Genomic DNA, 16,388 nt, shown 5'->3' with positions numbered 1-16,388 from the left:
GTGCTGTGACACGGAGTTCTCCAGGAATCCGAGGAGGGTTGTGGTTCAGGCGAGCCGGGCGAGAACGGTGCGGCCGTGGCTGCTGAGGGCGAGATCGTCCTGCTCGTGTCCGCGGACCAGGGCGGTGACGGCCTCGATCGCACCGAAGGACTCCAGCAGTCGCTGTTCGGTGTCGTTCAGCGGCGTTCCGTATCCGGCGAAGAAAGCCGTGCGGAGGTGGGGAGCGGCCTGCCAGCGGCGGAATTCGAGCCGGGCGAAGTCGCGGATGCGGGCGTCCCGGCGCATGTGCTCGAAGTCGCACATTCCGAAGGCGTCCCCAAGGAGCCAGTTCCGCGGCTGGTAGTCGAGGTGGCACACCGCGCTGTCCATGAGCGTGTTCGCCAGGACGTCCGCGCTGTGGCTCATGCGGTCGCGTTCGGCCGTGGAGATGAGGCCGGCCCGGTCTGCACGGGCGATCCAGTCGCGTAGCCGCTGGGCGAGTTCCGTGCCGACGGCGCCGGTACGCGGTACCGAGGTGGCGTGGTGCAGCTTGCCCAGGACGCGCCCGGCCTCGTAGTGAGCCTGTTCCTCCTCCGGCGACCCGGGGGCGAGCGCATCCGCCCGTACGCCGCGCACCGCGGTGAGCAGCAGGGTGCATGTTCTGTCCTGTCGGCCCACCACTCGGGGGACGTGCCCGATCAGGTGAGCCCCCCAGGCGAGATAGGCATGGAGTTCTCGGATGTATCGGTCGCGTTCGCTGTGCTGCTTGGCGAAGAACTCATTGCCGTCGGCGTCGACAAGACGCAGGACTCGAGGCGGGAGAGTCGGATCGTGCACGATCCGGACCGCTCCGAGCGCGCCGCGGGCCAGGCTCAGTCGCGGATCATCGGACAGCGTGATCACGCGACAGCCTCCTGCGCTAAGGCGGCCAGGTGCTCGGTGTCGTTGTGGCGGTCGAGCATCCACCGTCTCTGCCCAAGCCGGTTGAGGTGGTGTTGCCACCGGGTGATGGACCCGTGAGAGACCGTGAACCCGGTCGGAGATCCGAGCGGGATTCCCAGGAGCAGGGTGTGGGCGACGGTCACGGTCTCGCCGTGCGCGGCGAACAGGATGCGCTCACCCTCGTGATGGGCGATGAGCTCCCGTAGGAGGCGGCCTGCCCGCTCCAGGTAGCCGTTCCACGTGTCGGATCCAGCAGCCCAGGGCGTGTCCGGGTGGGCGTGCGGCCCGCCGTCGGCGGCGGTTTTCACCTCGGCCCAGGGTCTGCCGTCGGCGGCACCGTGGACCGGACCGTCGAGGCGGTCGTCGGTGGACATGGGGAGGTTGAGGGCCTGGCTGATGATCTCGCCGGTCTGGCGCAGGCGGAGGCGCGGGCCGGCGTACAGGGCGTCGAACGGCTTGTCGCGGTGCTCGGTGGTGAGGCGAAGCGCGACCCGTTCGGTCTGGGCGTATCCGCGGTTGGTAAGCCCGGTGCAGGTGCGCGGGCCGCCTACCAGGCCGTCGACGTTGCACTGGGCTTCGCCGTGGCGGACGAAGACGAGTTCGGTGGTGATCATGCGGATCCTCGGGGGCAGGGTCGGGGCGACCAGCTGTAGCGGTAGCCGTTGCGCCCGGCGTACGGAGCGGTCAGCACGGCGTGCAGGGCGAGGAAGTCGTCGAGCCGCTCGCGATCCGTGATGCCAAGCTGGGGGTCGTGGCGTACGGCGGCCTCGTTGTAGGCGCGCAGGGTCGAGTCAATGGTTGGAGCCGGCAAAGGCCCGTACGTCAGGACCAGCGTCGCGATCAGTTTCGCCAGGTCGTAACCCATCGGCGCCAGCGTCAGATCGTCGGTGTCGACCGTGTAGATCTCGCCGGCCTCGGTGATGATGAAGTTTCGCGGGTTGCTGTCCTTGTAGAAGGCGGTCGGCCCCTTGGCGGTCTTCTCCAGCAGCGTCAGCAATGCGTGCAAGGCCCCGCGGTCCGGCAGGTACCCCTGTTCCAGCCTTCTTCGCAGGGCAGCCTGCCGGGGACCGATGTAGTCGCCGAACGCGATGCCGTCACGGAAACGGTGGGGCCTGTTGAGCGCGGCCGGCCGGAGGTCGGTGGTCCAGGCGGCCCCGTGGACATCGCCCAGCAAACCAGCCAGGGCCGGCAGGTCCTCGGTCCGGGCAGGACGGCCGTCGATCCACTCGTATGTCAGGCTCGTCGGCCCCACCACCGTCAGCGCCGGAAGCCGCAGCGGCGGTGCGTGCTCGACGAGCCAGGCGTGATGGCGGGCTGCCGAGGCCACCCGGCCGGGGGCCTCGTAGTGCTTGGTGAACTGGCGAACGCTCACGACCGTCCTCCCCCTGACTGGGCCACCACGAAGGTGACGAGGGACTTGGTGGTGAGGGGCCGGTCTGGCAGGAACTCATGCAGTGTTGCCGCGAGCGCGCCAGGATTGCCGTAAAGGCCCGGGGCGAGGTCGTACTTCGGGTTGGTGGCCAGGTACTCCGCCACGTGGTCGTGTCCGTCGAAGGTGAAGCGGTGTTCCTCGTGCTCCACAGCGAGTACGTCGAGCGACACGGCGGCCAGGTGGGCGAGGTTGTCGCTGTGCGCCGAGATGTACAGGCTCTCGTGCTGCTCGGCCCGCGGGTCGAGGCCGGCGGCAGCGACCAGCTGGTCCATCTCCCGATAGCTGTCGAGCCCCTTCGTGACGAGCACGGCCAGCCCTCCCGGAGCCAGCACCCGCTTCATCTCCGCGACCACCGTCTGAGGCTGCGGTGAGTGGTAAAGGCAGAAGGCTGCGACAGCGACGTCGAATGACTGGGCAGGAAGCGGCAGTTGGTGGAAGTTGCCCATGAGGAAGCTGACTGGGACGTCGGGGAGCCGTTGAGCGCGGTGTAGGGCCTGTTCGATCAAGGCCGGAGCCGCGTCGAGACCGAGTACCCGCTGCGGCCGGAGTTGCTGGGCCAGGGCGAGACTGCTTGTACCGCGACCACAGCCGACGTCCAAGACCAGGCCGAGCTTGTCTGCCCGCTCGTGGTGGGCGCGCACCAGGCGCACGATCGTGTGTGGTACCTGGCGTCCGGAGGTTTTCGCCCTCATCAGGGCATTGGACCGGCCGGCCAGCCGCGAGGCGTGCCCATACAGCTCCGCTTGCCGCGCGGGGTCCAGGAACGGGTTGGCGCCGCTCATGCCGCACCCTCCCCTCGGGGGCGCGGAGCGCTCAGCGGTGCTCGGCGGCGACCTTGCGCAGCCAGCGGTGCGTCTGTCGCCGGTTGCGCAGCAGCACCACCTCGGCACGGCCCGAGGCGAATTCCTCGATCTTGGCCATGACGCGCGGGCGCATCTTGCGGCGGTACGTGGCCACGTACTTGATCACGCCCCAGTGGATGCGGTTGTGCACCCCGTTGCCCTTGTGCCCTGCACCGTGCCGGATCTGGCGGGAGAAGATCCCGTACAGCGCGGCCACGGTCGAGACGTCCATGAGGACCACCGTGTCGCAGGCTTCGAGCCGGATCTGCAAGGTGGAGTTGTAGTTGCCGTCGATCACCCACTTCGGCTGCGCGACCAGATCCTGCTGCAGGGCGGCGAACTTCTCCATGGGCAGCGCGTTCCACGCGTCGTCGTAGAACGCGGCGTCCAGGTGCGTGACCGGGGCGTCGAGGATCCTGCCCAGCTCGCGTGCCAGGTAGGACTTGCCGCTGCCTCCGCAGCCGACGATGGCGACCTTCTTCATGGTGCTCCAGCGTAGAGGCGCTCGGGTGCCCGGTCGGACCGGCCGGTCGAACACGTTCGGATGATCCAGGTGCCATGGCCTGGGAAGCCAGCTGCATCACGCCGCTCCCCGTTCCATATCTACGGGGCTGGCGGCTGTGTCCAGGACGGCTTCCAACGCGTCTACCTGCCGACTCAGGCGGAACAGGTCCAGGCGGTCCAGGCAAGCCGCGATCAGGTCCGCGTGCTGCTGGGTGCCGGCGATCCGCTGGAGGTGGGCGAGCCGCTCGATCACCTCGCTTCCGGAGCTGACGATCAGCTCCTTGGGCACGAAGCGGTCCGCGTGCAGGATGTCGGCAGGGGTGAGCGGAAGGCAGCCGGCGAGGACGGCCTCGAAGATCCGCTGCGTCATCTGCCCAACGACGGCGTACCGCTCCGGCAGCATCAGCACGGTTGCCAGAGACCTGCCGTACACGGCGTGGACTGCCTCGAAGGGGAGCCTGCCGAGGAACCGGACGTGCGGCCAGCGATCGGTCTTGGTCCACTTGCCCCCGACCAGGTGATCGAAGCGTGTGGCGGCCGGCGCGAAGAAGCGATCGAAATGCTGGTCGCGGTCGTATTGGTTGCCGACGTACCCGAGGACGAGGTCCCTGGGCTTCTTGGCGAGCACGATCGGATCCGCCTCGTCGAGGAGACGGTCGTCGACCGGGAAGAGCAGGCGGTGGGCGCTCGCCGTCGGTTCGAGAGCGGCCTCGCACACAGTGGTCCGGCGGATGCGCCGCCACACGCTGTCCGACCGGAGCTGGCGGTCCTTGTCCCAGATCACGGTCGGGGTTCCGAGCCGAACTGTGTACCAGGTGAGCAGCTCTGTCTGGCGGTGCAGGTCGCAGGTGTGTCCCTCGGTGCCGCATGGGGTGGTGTTGCGCCCGTCGATTGCCCAGCGCCACTCCAGGAACAGGACGTCGATGTCCGGGTTGCCGTTGTGGAAGGCGTAGGCGTTGCCGAGGTCGTCGCCGGCCTCGATCAGGTCGCGGTTGGCCTGCAGGAAGATGATCTCGTGGCCGCGGCCGAGGAGGGCGTCGATCAAGGGGCGGCGGTGGCTGCGGCCCCCGTCCGGGGTGTCAGTGATGCCGTTGCCGAGGAATCCCCAGAAGCTGTATCCGATCTTCACTTTGTGATCCACCGGCCTTCCAGCAGCAGGGCGTCCAGTCCGGAGCTGGCCAGGCAGTCCAGCGCCATCTCCGGTGTTCCGCAGATCGGCTTGCCCTTGACGTTGAGGGAGGTGTTGATCAGCACCGGCACCCCTGTACGGCGGGCGAAGGCGCTCAGCACGTCGTGCATGAACGCGTTCTGCGACCGGGTGACGGTCTGGAGGCGGGAGGTGCCGTTGGCGTGCACGATGGCCGGCACGCGCTCGCGCGCCTCGTCGGTTACGCCGGACGCCATCGACATGTACGGCGCCTCTTGGCCGAGGGTGAAGAACTCCGCGGCGCGTTCAGCCAGGACTATGGGGGCGAATGGGCGGAACGGCTCCCGGAACTTCACGGTGGCGTTCAGACGCTCGACGACCCCGGGCTCCAATGGAGAGGCGAGGATCGAGCGATTCCCAAGGGCGCGGGGGCCGGCTTCGACTCGTCCCTGGAAGAGCCCGACGATCATGCCGTGGGCAAGCTGGTCGGCGAGGAACTCGGCGGACTCCACGCCCAGCGTCTTCTGCTGGAGCCCGGGCCATGGCGTGAGGTCAAGGGCCTGGTGCTGGTACGACGGGCCGAGATAGCAGGCCCGGGCGACGCCGGACACGGGTCGCCGGCTGCGGCTGCCGGTGTGTGCGGCGATGGCGGCCCCGATCGCGGTGCCGGCGTCGCCCGGGGCGGGCGGGACGAAGACTTCGTCGAAAATTCCGGCCTCGATGATCCGCCCGATGCTCACGCAGTTCGTGGCGACTCCACCGCCGACACACAGGCGGCGCGATCTGGTGGTCATCCGGGCCCTGCGGGCCAGATGCAGCATCACCTGCTCGGTGCGCTCCTGGAGGGCGGCGGCCAAATCCCGGTGGACGTCTTGGATCGGCTCGCTCGGGTGGCGCTCGGGGCACGTCTCGTCCATGAAGCGGCGAGAGGTCCTCGGGTAGCCCGAGGTCAGCACGCGCGGCGGGAAGTAGGCGGGGTCGACCGAAAAGCCCGTGGGTGTTGTGCGCAGGGCCCGGGCAAAAAGTGGGCGGAACCGCTCCGGATCGCCGAGGGCGGCGAGCGCCATCACGGTGCCCTCCTCGTCACCACGGCGCCACCCGAGGTGCTCGGTGACCGCGCCGTACACATAGCCCAGGGAGGCAGGGTCGTTGATCGCCTCCAGGGTGCGGGTGGAAGGGTGGAGCGCGTTGTGTCCACAGGCGATGGTGGTGGTCTGCCGCTCGCCGAGGCTGTCCACGATGAGCACGGCGGACTCGTTCCACCCTGAGGCGGCGAAGGCCGTCAGCTGGTGAGCCCGGTGGTGCAAGACAGGGATGACGCCAGCAGAGGGGAACCGCCGACCGAGGGCGCGGGTTCGCAGATGGGTGCGCAGCGCCACCTTGGCGAAGCCGTGAGCCCTCGGCAGCGCCCGATCGCGCGTCGTCGGCGACAGAGACAGGCGCAGGGCTGCCGGGGACTCGGCCAGGTAGTGGGCGGGCTGGAAGTTGTAGGCGACGGCGTCGACGTCGGCCGCGGTGAGCCGGGCCTCGCCGAGCAGCCACTCGACTGCGTAGCCGGGGTAGTCCTTGGTGTGTTTGTGCTGGGAGAGGCGCTCCTCCTCCACGAAGCCGATTAGCTCCCCGTCTACCAACAGGGCAGCGGAGGAGTCGTGCGTGAAGGAACACAGCCCGAGGATGACCGAGGGCGCGCGGTCCATGGTGGCCATCACCGCGTCCCCGCCGTCTCGCGCGCGGTCGAGGCGCCGGAATGACGATTCAGCTCGCCGTACCAGGCGATGAGCGCCTCGCCCAGCGGCCCGTCGATCTTGTCGGCGACCCGCCACGCCTGCTCACGCGCGCCGTCCTTCCACAGGCGGTAGCTGCGCAGTGTCTCGGCCATCGTGTCCCAGCCCGGGTGGCCGGTCACGTCCCGGGCCTCGACCTGGTCGAGCAGATCGTCGAAGCCCCGCCACGGTGTGGTGAGGTCCGGCATGACCGCGCTCGCGGTCACCGCGGTCAGCTCTTCCGCCTGGTCGAGATGGTTCTCGTAGATGTGCAGTGATCCCACGTGGTGGTGGAAATCGCCCAGCTCGGCGCCGAGCCAGCCCGCGACCAGCTCATGCAGCACGGTGTAGAAGAAGAGGTCGTACGGCATGCCGATCCACACGTCCTGACCACGCATCGTCGTCGACATGTGCAGGCGGCCGGCACGCAGATGGAAGCCGAAGCCCAGCGTGCAGGGCACGTCCTTGTGCCCTGCAGCGTCCTGGGCCGGGTCGTAGAGCTGGATCAGGGCCCGGCGGGAGTCGGGGTCCTCTTTGAGGATCTCGACGATGCGGCTTAGCTGATCCACGTTACCGGCCCACTTCCGCATACGCGGCCCGTACGCGCCCCGCAGGACACCGTCGTCGGCGTACTGCCGCAGGCGCGCGTTGTAATCGAAGATCCACGGAGCGTCCGAGCCGGAGAGGTGCCAGACGGTCTCCGCCACGGCGAACGCCGGATTGATGACGCGTGCCGGCGGCGCGTACAGCAGGCGAGCCCGCGGCTGGGTCAGCCGCATGTGGACGTCGAGCACCTCACGGGTCGCCATGCCGCGAGGGCTGACCCTGTCGCCGCTCTTGGCCAGGGTGACAGCGCCGACGAACAGTTCGGCGACGCTGTCGGCGGTCAGGTGTGTCATCGGACAGGTACTCCTTCGCCCTGCGGCCGTCCGGACTCGGCGGCGCGGGCATCGTGGTTGATGTGGTGGGAGTGCATGGCATGGCCGCCCGAGCGGCGGGTGATGAGGCATGCGACTTGGGCTGCGCTGTCACCGCGCCACCGGCACACCGCGTCCGTCGCCGCCCGGTCGGCAGGCGGGTGCGGACCGCGCAGTGCGACGAGAGCGTCGGCGATGTCATCGGCGGTGCTGCACCGCCGTGCAAGGCCGTGGTCGGAGAGTCCGAGCGTGCGCTCGCCGGGCGAACCCAGTTCGAGCACCGGCACGCCCATCAGCGCGGCTTCGATGCCGCACGTCGAATAGGCGCTTGCCAGGGCGTCGGCACCGGCGAGGCAGCCACGAGCGCCGACCCGGGGATCGGCCACGGCCACGAGCGGCCGACCGTGCCGTTCGAGCAGGGGGGCGAAGACGTCGATGCTCTGCGCCGGGTGCGGCGCGATGACGAGGCCCCAGTCGCTGCCGGCCTGCCACAGACCGTCCAGCAGCAGGTCGGCCTGGGCCTTGAGCCGGTCAGGACCGAAGGGCTGGCAGGCCCACACCGCGATACGGGCAGGACTGCGACGCGGGCCGTGGGCCAGCAGATGTTCCAGGTAGCGCCGCTGGGTATCGCGGCCGAGGCCAGCGAGTACATCGAAGCGGGGCTGGCCCAGGACATGGACTTCGGCGTCAGGGTGGCGCACCCACTCCTTCGCGAGGGGGAGGTCCCGCTCACCCATGACCACGATGTCGCGGCTGTGCAGGGCGGGCCATGCGACCGACTCAGCCGTCCAGGCCCCGTGCTGGACGTGCACAGTGTTCATCCCATGGCGCTCTGCCACATGTACGGCCAGCGCACCCAGCGGGCTGGTGTCGTTGCTGACCAGGACGGTATGCGGCCGTACGGCGGCGAGAACGCCGTCCAACCATGTCTCCGCCCGGACCACGGATCGCCAAGACGGCTGGGTGCACCCGCCGCTCGTCTCCAGAATTACGGACACGAGGCGGAGCAATCGGGCCAGTCGGAGCTCGTGCTCGTCGACTCGAACGACGGGGCCGTCATCCTGCGGCCTCAGCCCGTCCACGGCGCCGGAGAGGTCGAAGAGACTGGGCGGAGGCGAGCACAGGTTCACCCCGGCGACGCGCGAAGCCGGGCACCGCTCCGCCGGGTCGGTCGCCAAGTCCACCACGAGGCTGGGGCGCCCGTTCCTGGCCAGCTCCTCCAGCACTGGCAGCAGAGTGGCCGCGTGACGGGACGACCACGACAACGCCACCACCTCGCTCACTGGAAGCTCCGAGGGCGCCGAGCTCGGCACCGACGCGGCCGTCAGGGCAGGAGGGAGGTTGCGTAACTGCGCGGATCGGAGGGGATTGTGAGGGGCTGCGGCTCCGAGCAGGTAGGCAATGCCCGACCAGGTGACCGTGTACGCCCGGTACTCGCGGGAGCTGCTCGACCGCAGCCCGACGAGTCCTTCGTAGGGCGCGAGTCTCAGCGGACCTGGGGCCTTGGCGAACGGCTCCCACGCGCTGAGCGCCGCCAGCTTACGTACGACCTGTGCCACCAGGCGCCGCACCGGCACGTGCTGGACGTACAGCCACCCCGCGCCACCCGGAGTCCTCGCGAGGTCGGCGCCGTACGCTTCGAGGGCCTCCATCACATGGTTGACCCGTGCTTCAGCATCGCGCTGGTCGAAGGGCAGGACCTCCAGTTCGGACGTGGTGATCCGGTCGGACTTCATGGTCACGAGCGCGCGCTCGCCGACCAGCGCCCACAGGGGCTTGCCATCGGAGTCGGCGCGGGCGATGCCCAAGGCGCTGCGCTTGGTCGGCCTCATACCAGGCTCCCTTCAAGGATCGGCCCGGTGTCCATGAGCCGCAGCAGGTCCTTCGGCGATTCGGCGACGACGGGGGCCGGGGAGCTCGGGGTGCCGTAGCCCCAGCCCGCGTGCACATACGAGACGCCGGCGCGACGGGCTGCCTCCTGGTCGACCGCCATGTCTCCGACGTACAGGGCATCGGCCGGGTCGGCGCCCAGGTCGATCAGGGCGAGCAGGATCGGGTCTGGCGCGGGTTTCCCCCGCCCTATCCCGTTCGGCGTGCGCACCGTGGCGAAAGGGACGCCGAGCTGAGCCAGGAGAGGGGTGGCTCGCGCCAACGGCTTGGACGTGACAATCCCCAGCCGCCAGTCGGCAGCGGCGAAGGCATGCAGGACCTCCATGACGCCGTCGAACTGTCGGGCAAGGTGAGAGGCGGCCGTCGACGCCTTGGAGTAGGTCTGGTGGATCGGCTCGGCGTCAGCGAGCCCGAGCTGCTGCATGATGTCGGCGAAGGGCCGGCCCAGGTGACGCTCGTACTCCCCGAACGGCACGTCGAGACCGTGGTCCTCACAGACCTGGCGCCACGCGCGCTTCATGACCGGGCGGGTGTCGACGAGCACGCCATCCAGGTCCAGCAGCAGCACACGTACGGCATCGGCGTCGAGGCCCCGCCTCGTTCCGCCGGAGGTCGGCGCGGGTGAGGAAGTAGGCCGGGATGACATCAGGGATCTCCAAGGGAAGGGGTTAGGAGGTGAAGGGCGACTCGGTGCGCCTCACGAGAGCGATCACTCTCTTGCCGCGTCCGTCTTCCTTGGGACAGGCAGCCCAGGCGTCGGCCGCTGCCGACACGAGGTGTAGGCCCCGTCCGCTGGTGGCATAGAGCGAGGCGATCTGAGGCACTGGGGGCTCAGGGGAGTTGTCTTCGACCTCGATCCCCACAACACCTGCCTGCAGGGCTAACGTCAGCGTGATCTCGTCGACGGGCTCGCCTTCCACTCTGGATGGAAGGCTCAGGCCCACGCCCGGAGTTCGGCCGTGCCGCTCGGCGTTGGTGGTGAGCTCGCTGACGATCAGTACAGCCTGGTCCAGAAGGTCTTCCACCCCCCACGCCATCAGCGCTTCCCGGGTGAAGGACCGCGCCTTGCCCGGAGCCCTGTCGTTGGCGGCGAGCGTCAGGGTCTTCTTCTGTTCGGGAGCGCTGATCACACTCCCCAGGCTTTCGATTCGGTCCATGCTCGCCTTCTCACAACTGGTGCTTGAGCCCGCGGAGGACTCGATCGGCGGTCTTGTCGGAGTGGTCGAAGCGGCGGAGGTTTTGCACGAGCACGGCCACCGGCGGGGGGTGGTCGAGGTGCCGTACGCCAGACGTCGGAGCGGGAGCGCGCCCGTCGCCCGGCACAGTCCGGGTGGCGGTGCCAGTCGTGTGCCTGGTCTTCACCGGTTTCCTCCCGGGCAAAGGCAGTTGGTGGTTTCGTTGACCACGAGCGAACCGTGGATCACATCGCGGCGGTATCTCCCGGCGGCTGTCGGGGCCGTCAAACCCGTCAAAGATCGTTTTGGTGAACCGAGGTAGACGATGGCGCGCGAGCGGAACGTGAAGCTGGCCGACGCGATCGCGGAAACAGGCTGGTCGCAGCAGAAAGTGGCGGCTGCCTTCGTGAGGGTCGCGGCTGAGGTAGGAGCAAAGGAACTGCTGGGTACCAGCCGCTCCCACATCGCCATGTGGGTGGCGGGAACGCAGCCCTCGGGCAGAGCGCCCCTTATCTTGTGCGAGACGTTGTCCCGGCGACTGCAACGCCCCATCACACCAGCTGAGATCGGGTTCTCCGTGCCGGGCGCGGGTGCAGTGGCGGCAGCATCGGAGTGGAACGTCGATACGCTGACTGCGCTGGTAGACCTTGGGAGAAGCGACGTGGATCTCGAACGCCGCCGGTTGCTGGCCGGCGCCGCCTACTCGGTGGGTGGCCTGGTTCTGCCTGGACAGCAGTGGTGGGATGAGGCTCCCCAACGGGCAAAGTCCCGCCCCGCCGCGACGAGCCGCAGGGTCGGGGCCGCAGAAGTCAGCGCTGTGCGTGAGATGACAGAGTTCTTCTCTCGAAGAGACCAGCGACACGGCGGCATGGATGGCCGCACGGCCCTCTACCAGTACCTCGTCGACGACGTTGCCAGGTACGTCGGAGGGGTATTCACCAGCGACGACACTCGTCGCGCCCTCCTCGCCGCTGCCTCCGAGGCGGTGTACGTCGCCGGCTGGATGAGCTTCGACGCCTCTCACCATGAGGCCGCACGGCGCTACTTCACGCTGGCGCTGAAGCTCGCGGCGGAAGCCGACGACGCTCCCCTCGCCGGCCACATCCTGCGGGCGATGGCTCACCAGGCAACGGATCTCGGCCACCCACGGGCTGCCGTCGACCTCGCCACGGCTTCCGTGGAGCGTAAGCGGTACACCCTCGCGACGCCTCGCGAGCGGGCACTGCTCGGAGTGGTGCAGGCGCGCAGTCTTGCTGCCAACGGACAGAAGCGGGCCGCGATCGCAGCGCTTCTCCGCGCCGAGGACGACCTGGCTGCGGCTGACGTCGGTGACGAGGATCCGAGTCGGGTGTGGTTTTTCCAGCGGGCTTCCCTGGCCCACGAGACCGCCCGCACCCTGTGGACGCTCGGCGATCTCGACGGAGCGCTCCAAGAATTCAACAACAGCGTGCTGACCAGGAAGGCCGACACCTTCAGCCGGACCCACGCGGTGACGTTGGGCTACATGGGCACTGTGCAGGCCCGCAAGGGGAACGTGGAGGCCGCGTGCCACACGTGGGCACAGGCCCTGGACGCGATGGAGGGCGTCCAGTCGGGCAGAGCACGCGAGGCAGCCGTGAACATGCGCCGGGTGCTTTCCCCTTTCCGCAATCGGGGAATCAGCGTGGCGGCGGAGATCGACGAGCGCGCCAAGGCCGTACTCGAACGAGTAGCCTGACGGCGCCATGGTGGTGAAGGCGGGCATGCTGTGGTTGACCGCCTTGCCGTGCCGCGAGCGGAGAAGGGGGGACCCGTGTCCACAAAGTCCATCGAGGTGCCGGTGATCGCCGAGGTGGTCGGGGGCCACAAGGGGCGCCTCGACGACTTCAAGGGCGGTGTGGAGTCGATCATTCGGCTGCGCCCGGAGTACCCGGAGGAAACCCTGCAGGGGATCGAGGAGTTCTCTCACCTCCAGGTCACCTGGTTCTTCAACTTCGGCTCTCCTGAGGACGTTGCCCTCCACACGCGCAGCCCGCGGGACAACCCGGACTGGCCGGCGACGGGAACCTTCGTGCACCACAACCACCGGCGTCCGGCTCGCCTCGCGACCTCGTTCCCGCGGTTGCTCCGCGTCGACGGACGGGATCTGCATGTGACGGACCTCGACGCTGACGACGGCACGCAGGTGGTGGATTTGGTGGCGGTCTTCAAGGAGTTCCTGCCGCGCGGCCCCGTCACCCAGCCCGCGTGGCCCGGCGAGATGCTGAAGGACTACTGGAGGCACGCCGCCGAGCGCTGACTCGAGGCATCTTCCGTAACCGAGGCCGGCGGCCGGCCGGGACGTAACCGCCCGAGCGGGCGCCAACCACGGTCGCGCAGGGCTGTACCGGCAGGCACTCATCACTCGGTGCCTCCGGCGGCGAGGGCTGCGGCGCCCTCGCCTGGGGGAGCCGTCTGTTCACCACGGATCAGCAGCAGATGGGCGCCGGTTTCGGTCAGCTGACTGCGCCGTTCAGCCGCTATGGCCTTGGGGCCGAGGTGCGACGGGGTGGGAAGTACCACCCCATAGGACCGAGTGGCCGTGAGGGCATCGAGCATGCCCACGAACGCGGACGGCGTGGAAGAGCAACGCTCCATGTAGACGCCGGCCAGTGTCAGCTCGTGACGACGGCAGTAGTCGCTGATCGCCATCGTCAGGGCCAGCTGACGAGCACGCGAGACCCGCACCAGGCGCAGGTAGCCGAACACGAGCGGACCGGTGACGTGCCGCTGTTCGGTGAGGGGTTCCAAGATCATGACCGTCCATCAGGCCGTCTTCGGAGGGGCACTTCGAGCCTGATGGCGGCCGGGCGGTCGGGGAATCCACGGCCGTCCCACTTCTGTCCCACTTCCGTCCACCTGGCGCGACTCAGCGTGCTTCGATGGCGACGGAAAGGAGTGGCACGTGGCGACCGTTCATGAATGGACCGGCCTGGAGGCACTTGCCCTCCGGAAGGCTCTCCGCTTGAGCGTGCGCGCCTTCGCCGAAAGACTGGGCGTCTCGGTCAATACCGTCAGTAACTGGGAAAAGTTTCTGGCCAAGCGGCGACCCAATACGGAGAGCCAGGCCATCTTGGATACAGCGCTGGCCCAGGCGAACGCGCAGACACACGTGCGTTTCGAAACAGAGCTCGCCAAACTCGCCAAGGGGAACACCCCTCCGGAAACGACCGGGCGTGTCACCATTCCCCGCCCACGAGCTTGGGACTACGAGACGTGGGCCGACGACCTGGAACGCGCAGTGGTGGCCCTTGCCCGCCAGAACTTTCCCTTCGCAGAATCACTTCTGCACCGCTGGACCTCTCGCTACAAAGCCTCGGAGCTGGATGAACGGGGCTTGTCCCTGCTGGCACGTTCCACCGCGCTGCACGGAGACCTGATGCGAGACCAGGGGGCCGTCGTAGGCCCACTCTCGGCCCAGCGCGCATACGCCAACGCTCGTTCGCTCTACATGCAGTTGGCGATCCCGCGCCGCGTAGCTCAGCTCGATCTCTCCCTAGCCGTCGTCACGGAGATGGTCGGCGAACTTGAGACAGCGGCGCGCCAGTACGAGGACCTGGTAGCCGACGATCGACTGTCCCCTCGTGACCGTGCCCGCGCTCGTCTGTGGGTGGGCACGGCTCTGAGCAAGGACGGCAACCACGACTATGCGGTCAGCGTGATGGAAACAGCGGTCCACGTCTTCGAGGACCTCGCCGAACAGGAGGACTGGTCGGTCGCGCAACAGAAGCTGGCCCTCGCTCACCGCGGTTCCGGAAACCTCGACGCCGCCCTGCGCCTCATCGACCTTGCACGCAGTACGGGCGTCACGGAATCGCCCATGCAGCGGGTACGCCTGGACACCGCATATGGCCACATCCTGCTCTCCGATGCCGCCACCCTGGATGATGGGTTACACGTCCTCGACGACGCTGCCAGGGAGGCGGCCCAGTACGGGCTGAGCCACCAGCTCCGCAGCATCACGGACATCCGGAGGACGGCCGACGGGGCAGCCCGCCCCACACGACGGTGACCAGGGAGATAAGCGAGTGACCGACAACCAGCCGGCCATCACCGAGGAGCAGATCAGCAAGGCCCAGCTGGTCTGGGACTTCCACCAGATGCATCACGACGTGAGCCCCGTCGACGTCGCGATCGGGCTCGGCAGTCACGACCTCGGCGTGGCCGCCTTCAGCGCCGAGCTGTACCGCGCTGGCCTGTTCCCCACTCTCGTGTTCACCGGCGGCAACAGCCCGACCACAGCCAAGGTGTTCCCCCGTGGGGAAGCCGTGCACTTCCGCGAGCACGCCCTCGCCCTAGGTGTGCCGGATAGCGCAATCCTCGTGGAGCCGAACGCCGGCAACACCGGCCAAAACATCACCCTGTCCCGCGAGGTCCTCGCATCCGCCGGCATCACGCCGAAGTCCGTGCTGCTTGTCTCCAAGCCCTACATGGAGCGCCGCTCCTTCGCCACCGCCCGCAAACTCTGGCCCCAGGTCGACGTGACCTGCGCCTCGGAGCCCATGGAGTTCGACGACTACCTCAAGAGCATCGGCGACGAGAAGCTCGTCATCGACATGCTCGTCGGCGACCTCCAGCGCGTTATCGAGTACCCGAAGCTCGGGTTCGCCATCGAGCAGCATGTTCCGGAGGACGTACATGCCGCGTACGAGTCCCTCATCCGCGCCGGATTCACCAGCAGACTCATCGCCTCATGACCTCCCCGCGCCCGGCGGGCTGTGCGCGATCCACCAGCCGAACTTCCTGCCGCGACTGAACACTCTGGCCAAGCTGTTCGCGGCGGATTACTGGATCGTGCTCGACGACGTCCAGTTCGCCCGCCGCGACTACCAGCACCGTGCCCGGCTGGCCAGCATGTCCCACCCAAGCCGGCGTCAATGGCTTTCGATCCCTACCCACCTTCCTCATGGTCGGTCGACCCTCATCCGGGATGCTCTTCTGGTCGACCCGGAACGCTCACGTCGACGAGTCATGCACATGCTCGCGCAGCACTACGGCAGCTCCACTGACTGGCCGCTCTTCCGGGAGGAATTGGACTCTGTGCTCGACGAGTTCTGGCGAACGGATAAGACTGCTGATGTAGCCGAGGCATCCACGCGGATGCTCCTCGGACTGATGGGGTGGAAGGGCCGCATCCTGTACAGCAGTCGTTTGCCCGCCCGCTCTGAGCGGTCGCAGCGACTCGCCGACCTCGCAGCGGTAACCCAGGCCCGGAGCTACATCTGCGGTACCGGCGGTACACGCTACCTCGGTGTGGTCCCCTTCACCGCTCACGGGATAAGCGTGGTTCCCTTCCGTACGCCTGCATCTAGGGTGTGGGATGGCGGGCACGAGCTAAGCGCCGTGCACCCCCTCATGACCTACGGCATCCGGGCCGTAACCAAGGAAGTGCGTGCCGTTGCCGCCTTGTACCGCTTCGCCGATTAACATGCAAACTATTCGCATTAGGTCGGTGACAAGACGGCCTGCGACGGTCCTACTCCTTCGGCCGGGTCGATCTACGGCCGGGCGGTCATTTCGTCCTTACTGGGAAAAGCGTAGCCAGCGGTGAGAACGCTCCAAACAGCTCCGCAGCCCGCAGTAACTAAGCGTATCCGGGGCATAAAGGGACCTGTGGCCTTCAGTATTCGCTCACGGCAGACGAGAAAGCACGTCCAAAGGCTGGAACGCTACGCGGGGCTATGTCAATCTACAAGACCGCGAAAGAATGTGGGCAGGTGAATGGCCCACCGCTCGCAAGGTGAGGATCTTCTTCTTAGGCGTGCTAGCTCATATCAGT

At 68.0% G+C, this 16,388-nt stretch carries 17 protein-coding genes; 5 read left to right on the top strand and 12 right to left on the bottom strand.

Annotated features, from left to right (window positions below):
* Window positions 1–45: 45 nt before the first annotated feature.
* From ABB07_RS09015 to ABB07_RS08965, 11 genes are all read right to left on the bottom strand, one after another.
* Complete coding sequence (locus tag ABB07_RS09015) at window positions 46–882, bottom strand: aminoglycoside phosphotransferase/kinase family protein (protein WP_208898230.1); 837 nt, start codon at window positions 880–882, stop codon at window positions 46–48.
* Window positions 879–1,535 carry a histidine phosphatase family protein gene (locus tag ABB07_RS09010; protein ID WP_208898229.1) on the bottom strand — a complete coding sequence of 219 codons (657 nt, stop codon included), beginning with the start codon at window positions 1,533–1,535 and terminating at the stop codon, window positions 879–881. Before ABB07_RS09010 ends, ABB07_RS09015 begins: the two co-directional genes overlap by 4 nt.
* Window positions 1,532–2,293: a phosphotransferase gene (locus ABB07_RS09005; RefSeq protein ID WP_208898228.1), complete on the bottom strand. Its 762-nt coding sequence runs from the start codon at window positions 2,291–2,293 to the stop codon at window positions 1,532–1,534. The genes ABB07_RS09010 and ABB07_RS09005 overlap by 4 nt, the downstream gene beginning before the upstream one ends.
* Window positions 2,290–3,135 (bottom strand): class I SAM-dependent methyltransferase, encoded by an 846-nt coding sequence (locus ABB07_RS09000; RefSeq protein WP_208898227.1) that lies wholly within the window; start codon window positions 3,133–3,135, stop codon window positions 2,290–2,292. Before ABB07_RS09000 ends, ABB07_RS09005 begins: the two co-directional genes overlap by 4 nt.
* A gap of 31 nt (window positions 3,136–3,166) precedes the next feature.
* Window positions 3,167–3,679, bottom strand: coding sequence for a P-loop NTPase family protein (locus tag ABB07_RS08995; protein ID WP_208898226.1), 513 nt, complete (start codon window positions 3,677–3,679; stop codon window positions 3,167–3,169).
* A gap of 96 nt (window positions 3,680–3,775) precedes the next feature.
* Complete coding sequence (locus tag ABB07_RS08990) at window positions 3,776–4,840, bottom strand: glycosyltransferase family protein (protein WP_208898225.1); 1,065 nt, start codon at window positions 4,838–4,840, stop codon at window positions 3,776–3,778.
* On the bottom strand, window positions 4,825–6,543 hold the full coding sequence (locus tag ABB07_RS08985; protein ID WP_208903350.1) for a carbamoyltransferase family protein: 1,719 nt from the start codon (window positions 6,541–6,543) through the stop codon (window positions 4,825–4,827). The genes ABB07_RS08990 and ABB07_RS08985 overlap by 16 nt, the downstream gene beginning before the upstream one ends.
* Before the next feature lie 8 nt (window positions 6,544–6,551).
* Complete coding sequence (locus tag ABB07_RS08980; RefSeq protein WP_208898224.1) at window positions 6,552–7,508, bottom strand: thymidylate synthase; 957 nt, start codon at window positions 7,506–7,508, stop codon at window positions 6,552–6,554.
* Window positions 7,505–9,334 (bottom strand): glycosyltransferase family protein, encoded by a 1,830-nt coding sequence (locus ABB07_RS08975; protein WP_244189285.1) that lies wholly within the window; start codon window positions 9,332–9,334, stop codon window positions 7,505–7,507. Before ABB07_RS08975 ends, ABB07_RS08980 begins: the two co-directional genes overlap by 4 nt.
* Before the next feature lie 20 nt (window positions 9,335–9,354).
* The gene (locus ABB07_RS08970) at window positions 9,355–9,984 is read right to left on the bottom strand and encodes an HAD family hydrolase (protein ID WP_239513293.1); all 630 of its coding nucleotides are present in this window, start codon (window positions 9,982–9,984) and stop codon (window positions 9,355–9,357) included.
* A 100-nt stretch (window positions 9,985–10,084) separates the two neighbouring features.
* The gene (locus tag ABB07_RS08965; protein ID WP_058083029.1) at window positions 10,085–10,573 is read right to left on the bottom strand and encodes an ATP-binding protein; all 489 of its coding nucleotides are present in this window, start codon (window positions 10,571–10,573) and stop codon (window positions 10,085–10,087) included.
* Between the two features lie 343 nt (window positions 10,574–10,916).
* On the opposite strand from ABB07_RS08965, the gene ABB07_RS08960 reads away from it, so the two are divergent.
* Both ABB07_RS08960 and ABB07_RS08955 read left to right on the top strand, forming a co-directional pair.
* Complete coding sequence (locus tag ABB07_RS08960) at window positions 10,917–12,308, top strand: NsdA family TPR-like regulatory protein (RefSeq protein WP_208898221.1); 1,392 nt, start codon at window positions 10,917–10,919, stop codon at window positions 12,306–12,308.
* Window positions 12,309–12,383: 75 nt separating this feature from the next.
* Window positions 12,384–12,869, top strand: a complete 486-nt coding sequence (locus ABB07_RS08955; protein WP_208898220.1) for a TrmO family methyltransferase domain-containing protein — start codon at window positions 12,384–12,386, stop codon at window positions 12,867–12,869.
* Between the two features lie 101 nt (window positions 12,870–12,970).
* Here the strand turns inward: ABB07_RS08955 and ABB07_RS08950 are convergent, their stop codons facing one another.
* Complete coding sequence (locus ABB07_RS08950; protein ID WP_208898219.1) at window positions 12,971–13,366, bottom strand: hypothetical protein; 396 nt, start codon at window positions 13,364–13,366, stop codon at window positions 12,971–12,973.
* A gap of 148 nt (window positions 13,367–13,514) precedes the next feature.
* Here ABB07_RS08950 and ABB07_RS08945 point away from each other — a divergent pair, with 148 nt between their 5' ends.
* Genes ABB07_RS08945 through ABB07_RS08935 form a run of 3 tightly spaced genes read left to right on the top strand, consistent with a single transcriptional unit; the run spans window position 13,515 to window position 16,036 of the window.
* Window positions 13,515–14,621, top strand: a complete 1,107-nt coding sequence (locus tag ABB07_RS08945; RefSeq protein WP_208898218.1) for a helix-turn-helix domain-containing protein — start codon at window positions 13,515–13,517, stop codon at window positions 14,619–14,621.
* Between the two features lie 16 nt (window positions 14,622–14,637).
* Complete coding sequence (locus tag ABB07_RS08940; RefSeq protein WP_208898217.1) at window positions 14,638–15,306, top strand: YdcF family protein; 669 nt, start codon at window positions 14,638–14,640, stop codon at window positions 15,304–15,306.
* Window positions 15,248–16,036, top strand: a complete 789-nt coding sequence (locus ABB07_RS08935) for a WbqC family protein (protein ID WP_208898216.1) — start codon at window positions 15,248–15,250, stop codon at window positions 16,034–16,036. The genes ABB07_RS08940 and ABB07_RS08935 overlap by 59 nt, the downstream gene beginning before the upstream one ends.
* Window positions 16,037–16,388 lie beyond the last annotated feature (352 nt).

Origin of the sequence: Streptomyces incarnatus (assembly GCF_001027185.1) — a bacterium.
In the GTDB taxonomy this organism is placed as follows: domain Bacteria; phylum Actinomycetota; class Actinomycetes; order Streptomycetales; family Streptomycetaceae; genus Streptomyces; species Streptomyces puniciscabiei.
This window is presented reverse-complemented; position numbering and strand designations above follow the sequence as displayed.

Excerpts from the sequence above, each read along its gene's own strand:
- ABB07_RS09000 (WP_208898227.1), bottom strand. The coding sequence starts at position 3,135 with ATGAGCGGCGCCAACCCGTTCCTGGACCCCGCGCGGCAAGCGGAGCTG.
- ABB07_RS09010 (WP_208898229.1), bottom strand. The coding sequence starts at position 1,535 with ATGATCACCACCGAACTCGTCTTCGTCCGCCACGGCGAAGCCCAGTGC.
- ABB07_RS08950 (WP_208898219.1), bottom strand. The coding sequence starts at position 13,366 with ATGATCTTGGAACCCCTCACCGAACAGCGGCACGTCACCGGTCCGCTC.
- ABB07_RS08965 (WP_058083029.1), bottom strand. The coding sequence starts at position 10,573 with ATGGACCGAATCGAAAGCCTGGGGAGTGTGATCAGCGCTCCCGAACAG.
- ABB07_RS08935 (WP_208898216.1), top strand. The coding sequence starts at position 15,248 with ATGCCGCGTACGAGTCCCTCATCCGCGCCGGATTCACCAGCAGACTCA.
- ABB07_RS08980 (WP_208898224.1), bottom strand. The coding sequence starts at position 7,508 with ATGACACACCTGACCGCCGACAGCGTCGCCGAACTGTTCGTCGGCGCT.
- ABB07_RS08985 (WP_208903350.1), bottom strand. The coding sequence starts at position 6,543 with ATGGACCGCGCGCCCTCGGTCATCCTCGGGCTGTGTTCCTTCACGCAC.
- ABB07_RS08995 (WP_208898226.1), bottom strand. The coding sequence starts at position 3,679 with ATGAAGAAGGTCGCCATCGTCGGCTGCGGAGGCAGCGGCAAGTCCTAC.
- ABB07_RS08960 (WP_208898221.1), top strand. The coding sequence starts at position 10,917 with ATGGCGCGCGAGCGGAACGTGAAGCTGGCCGACGCGATCGCGGAAACA.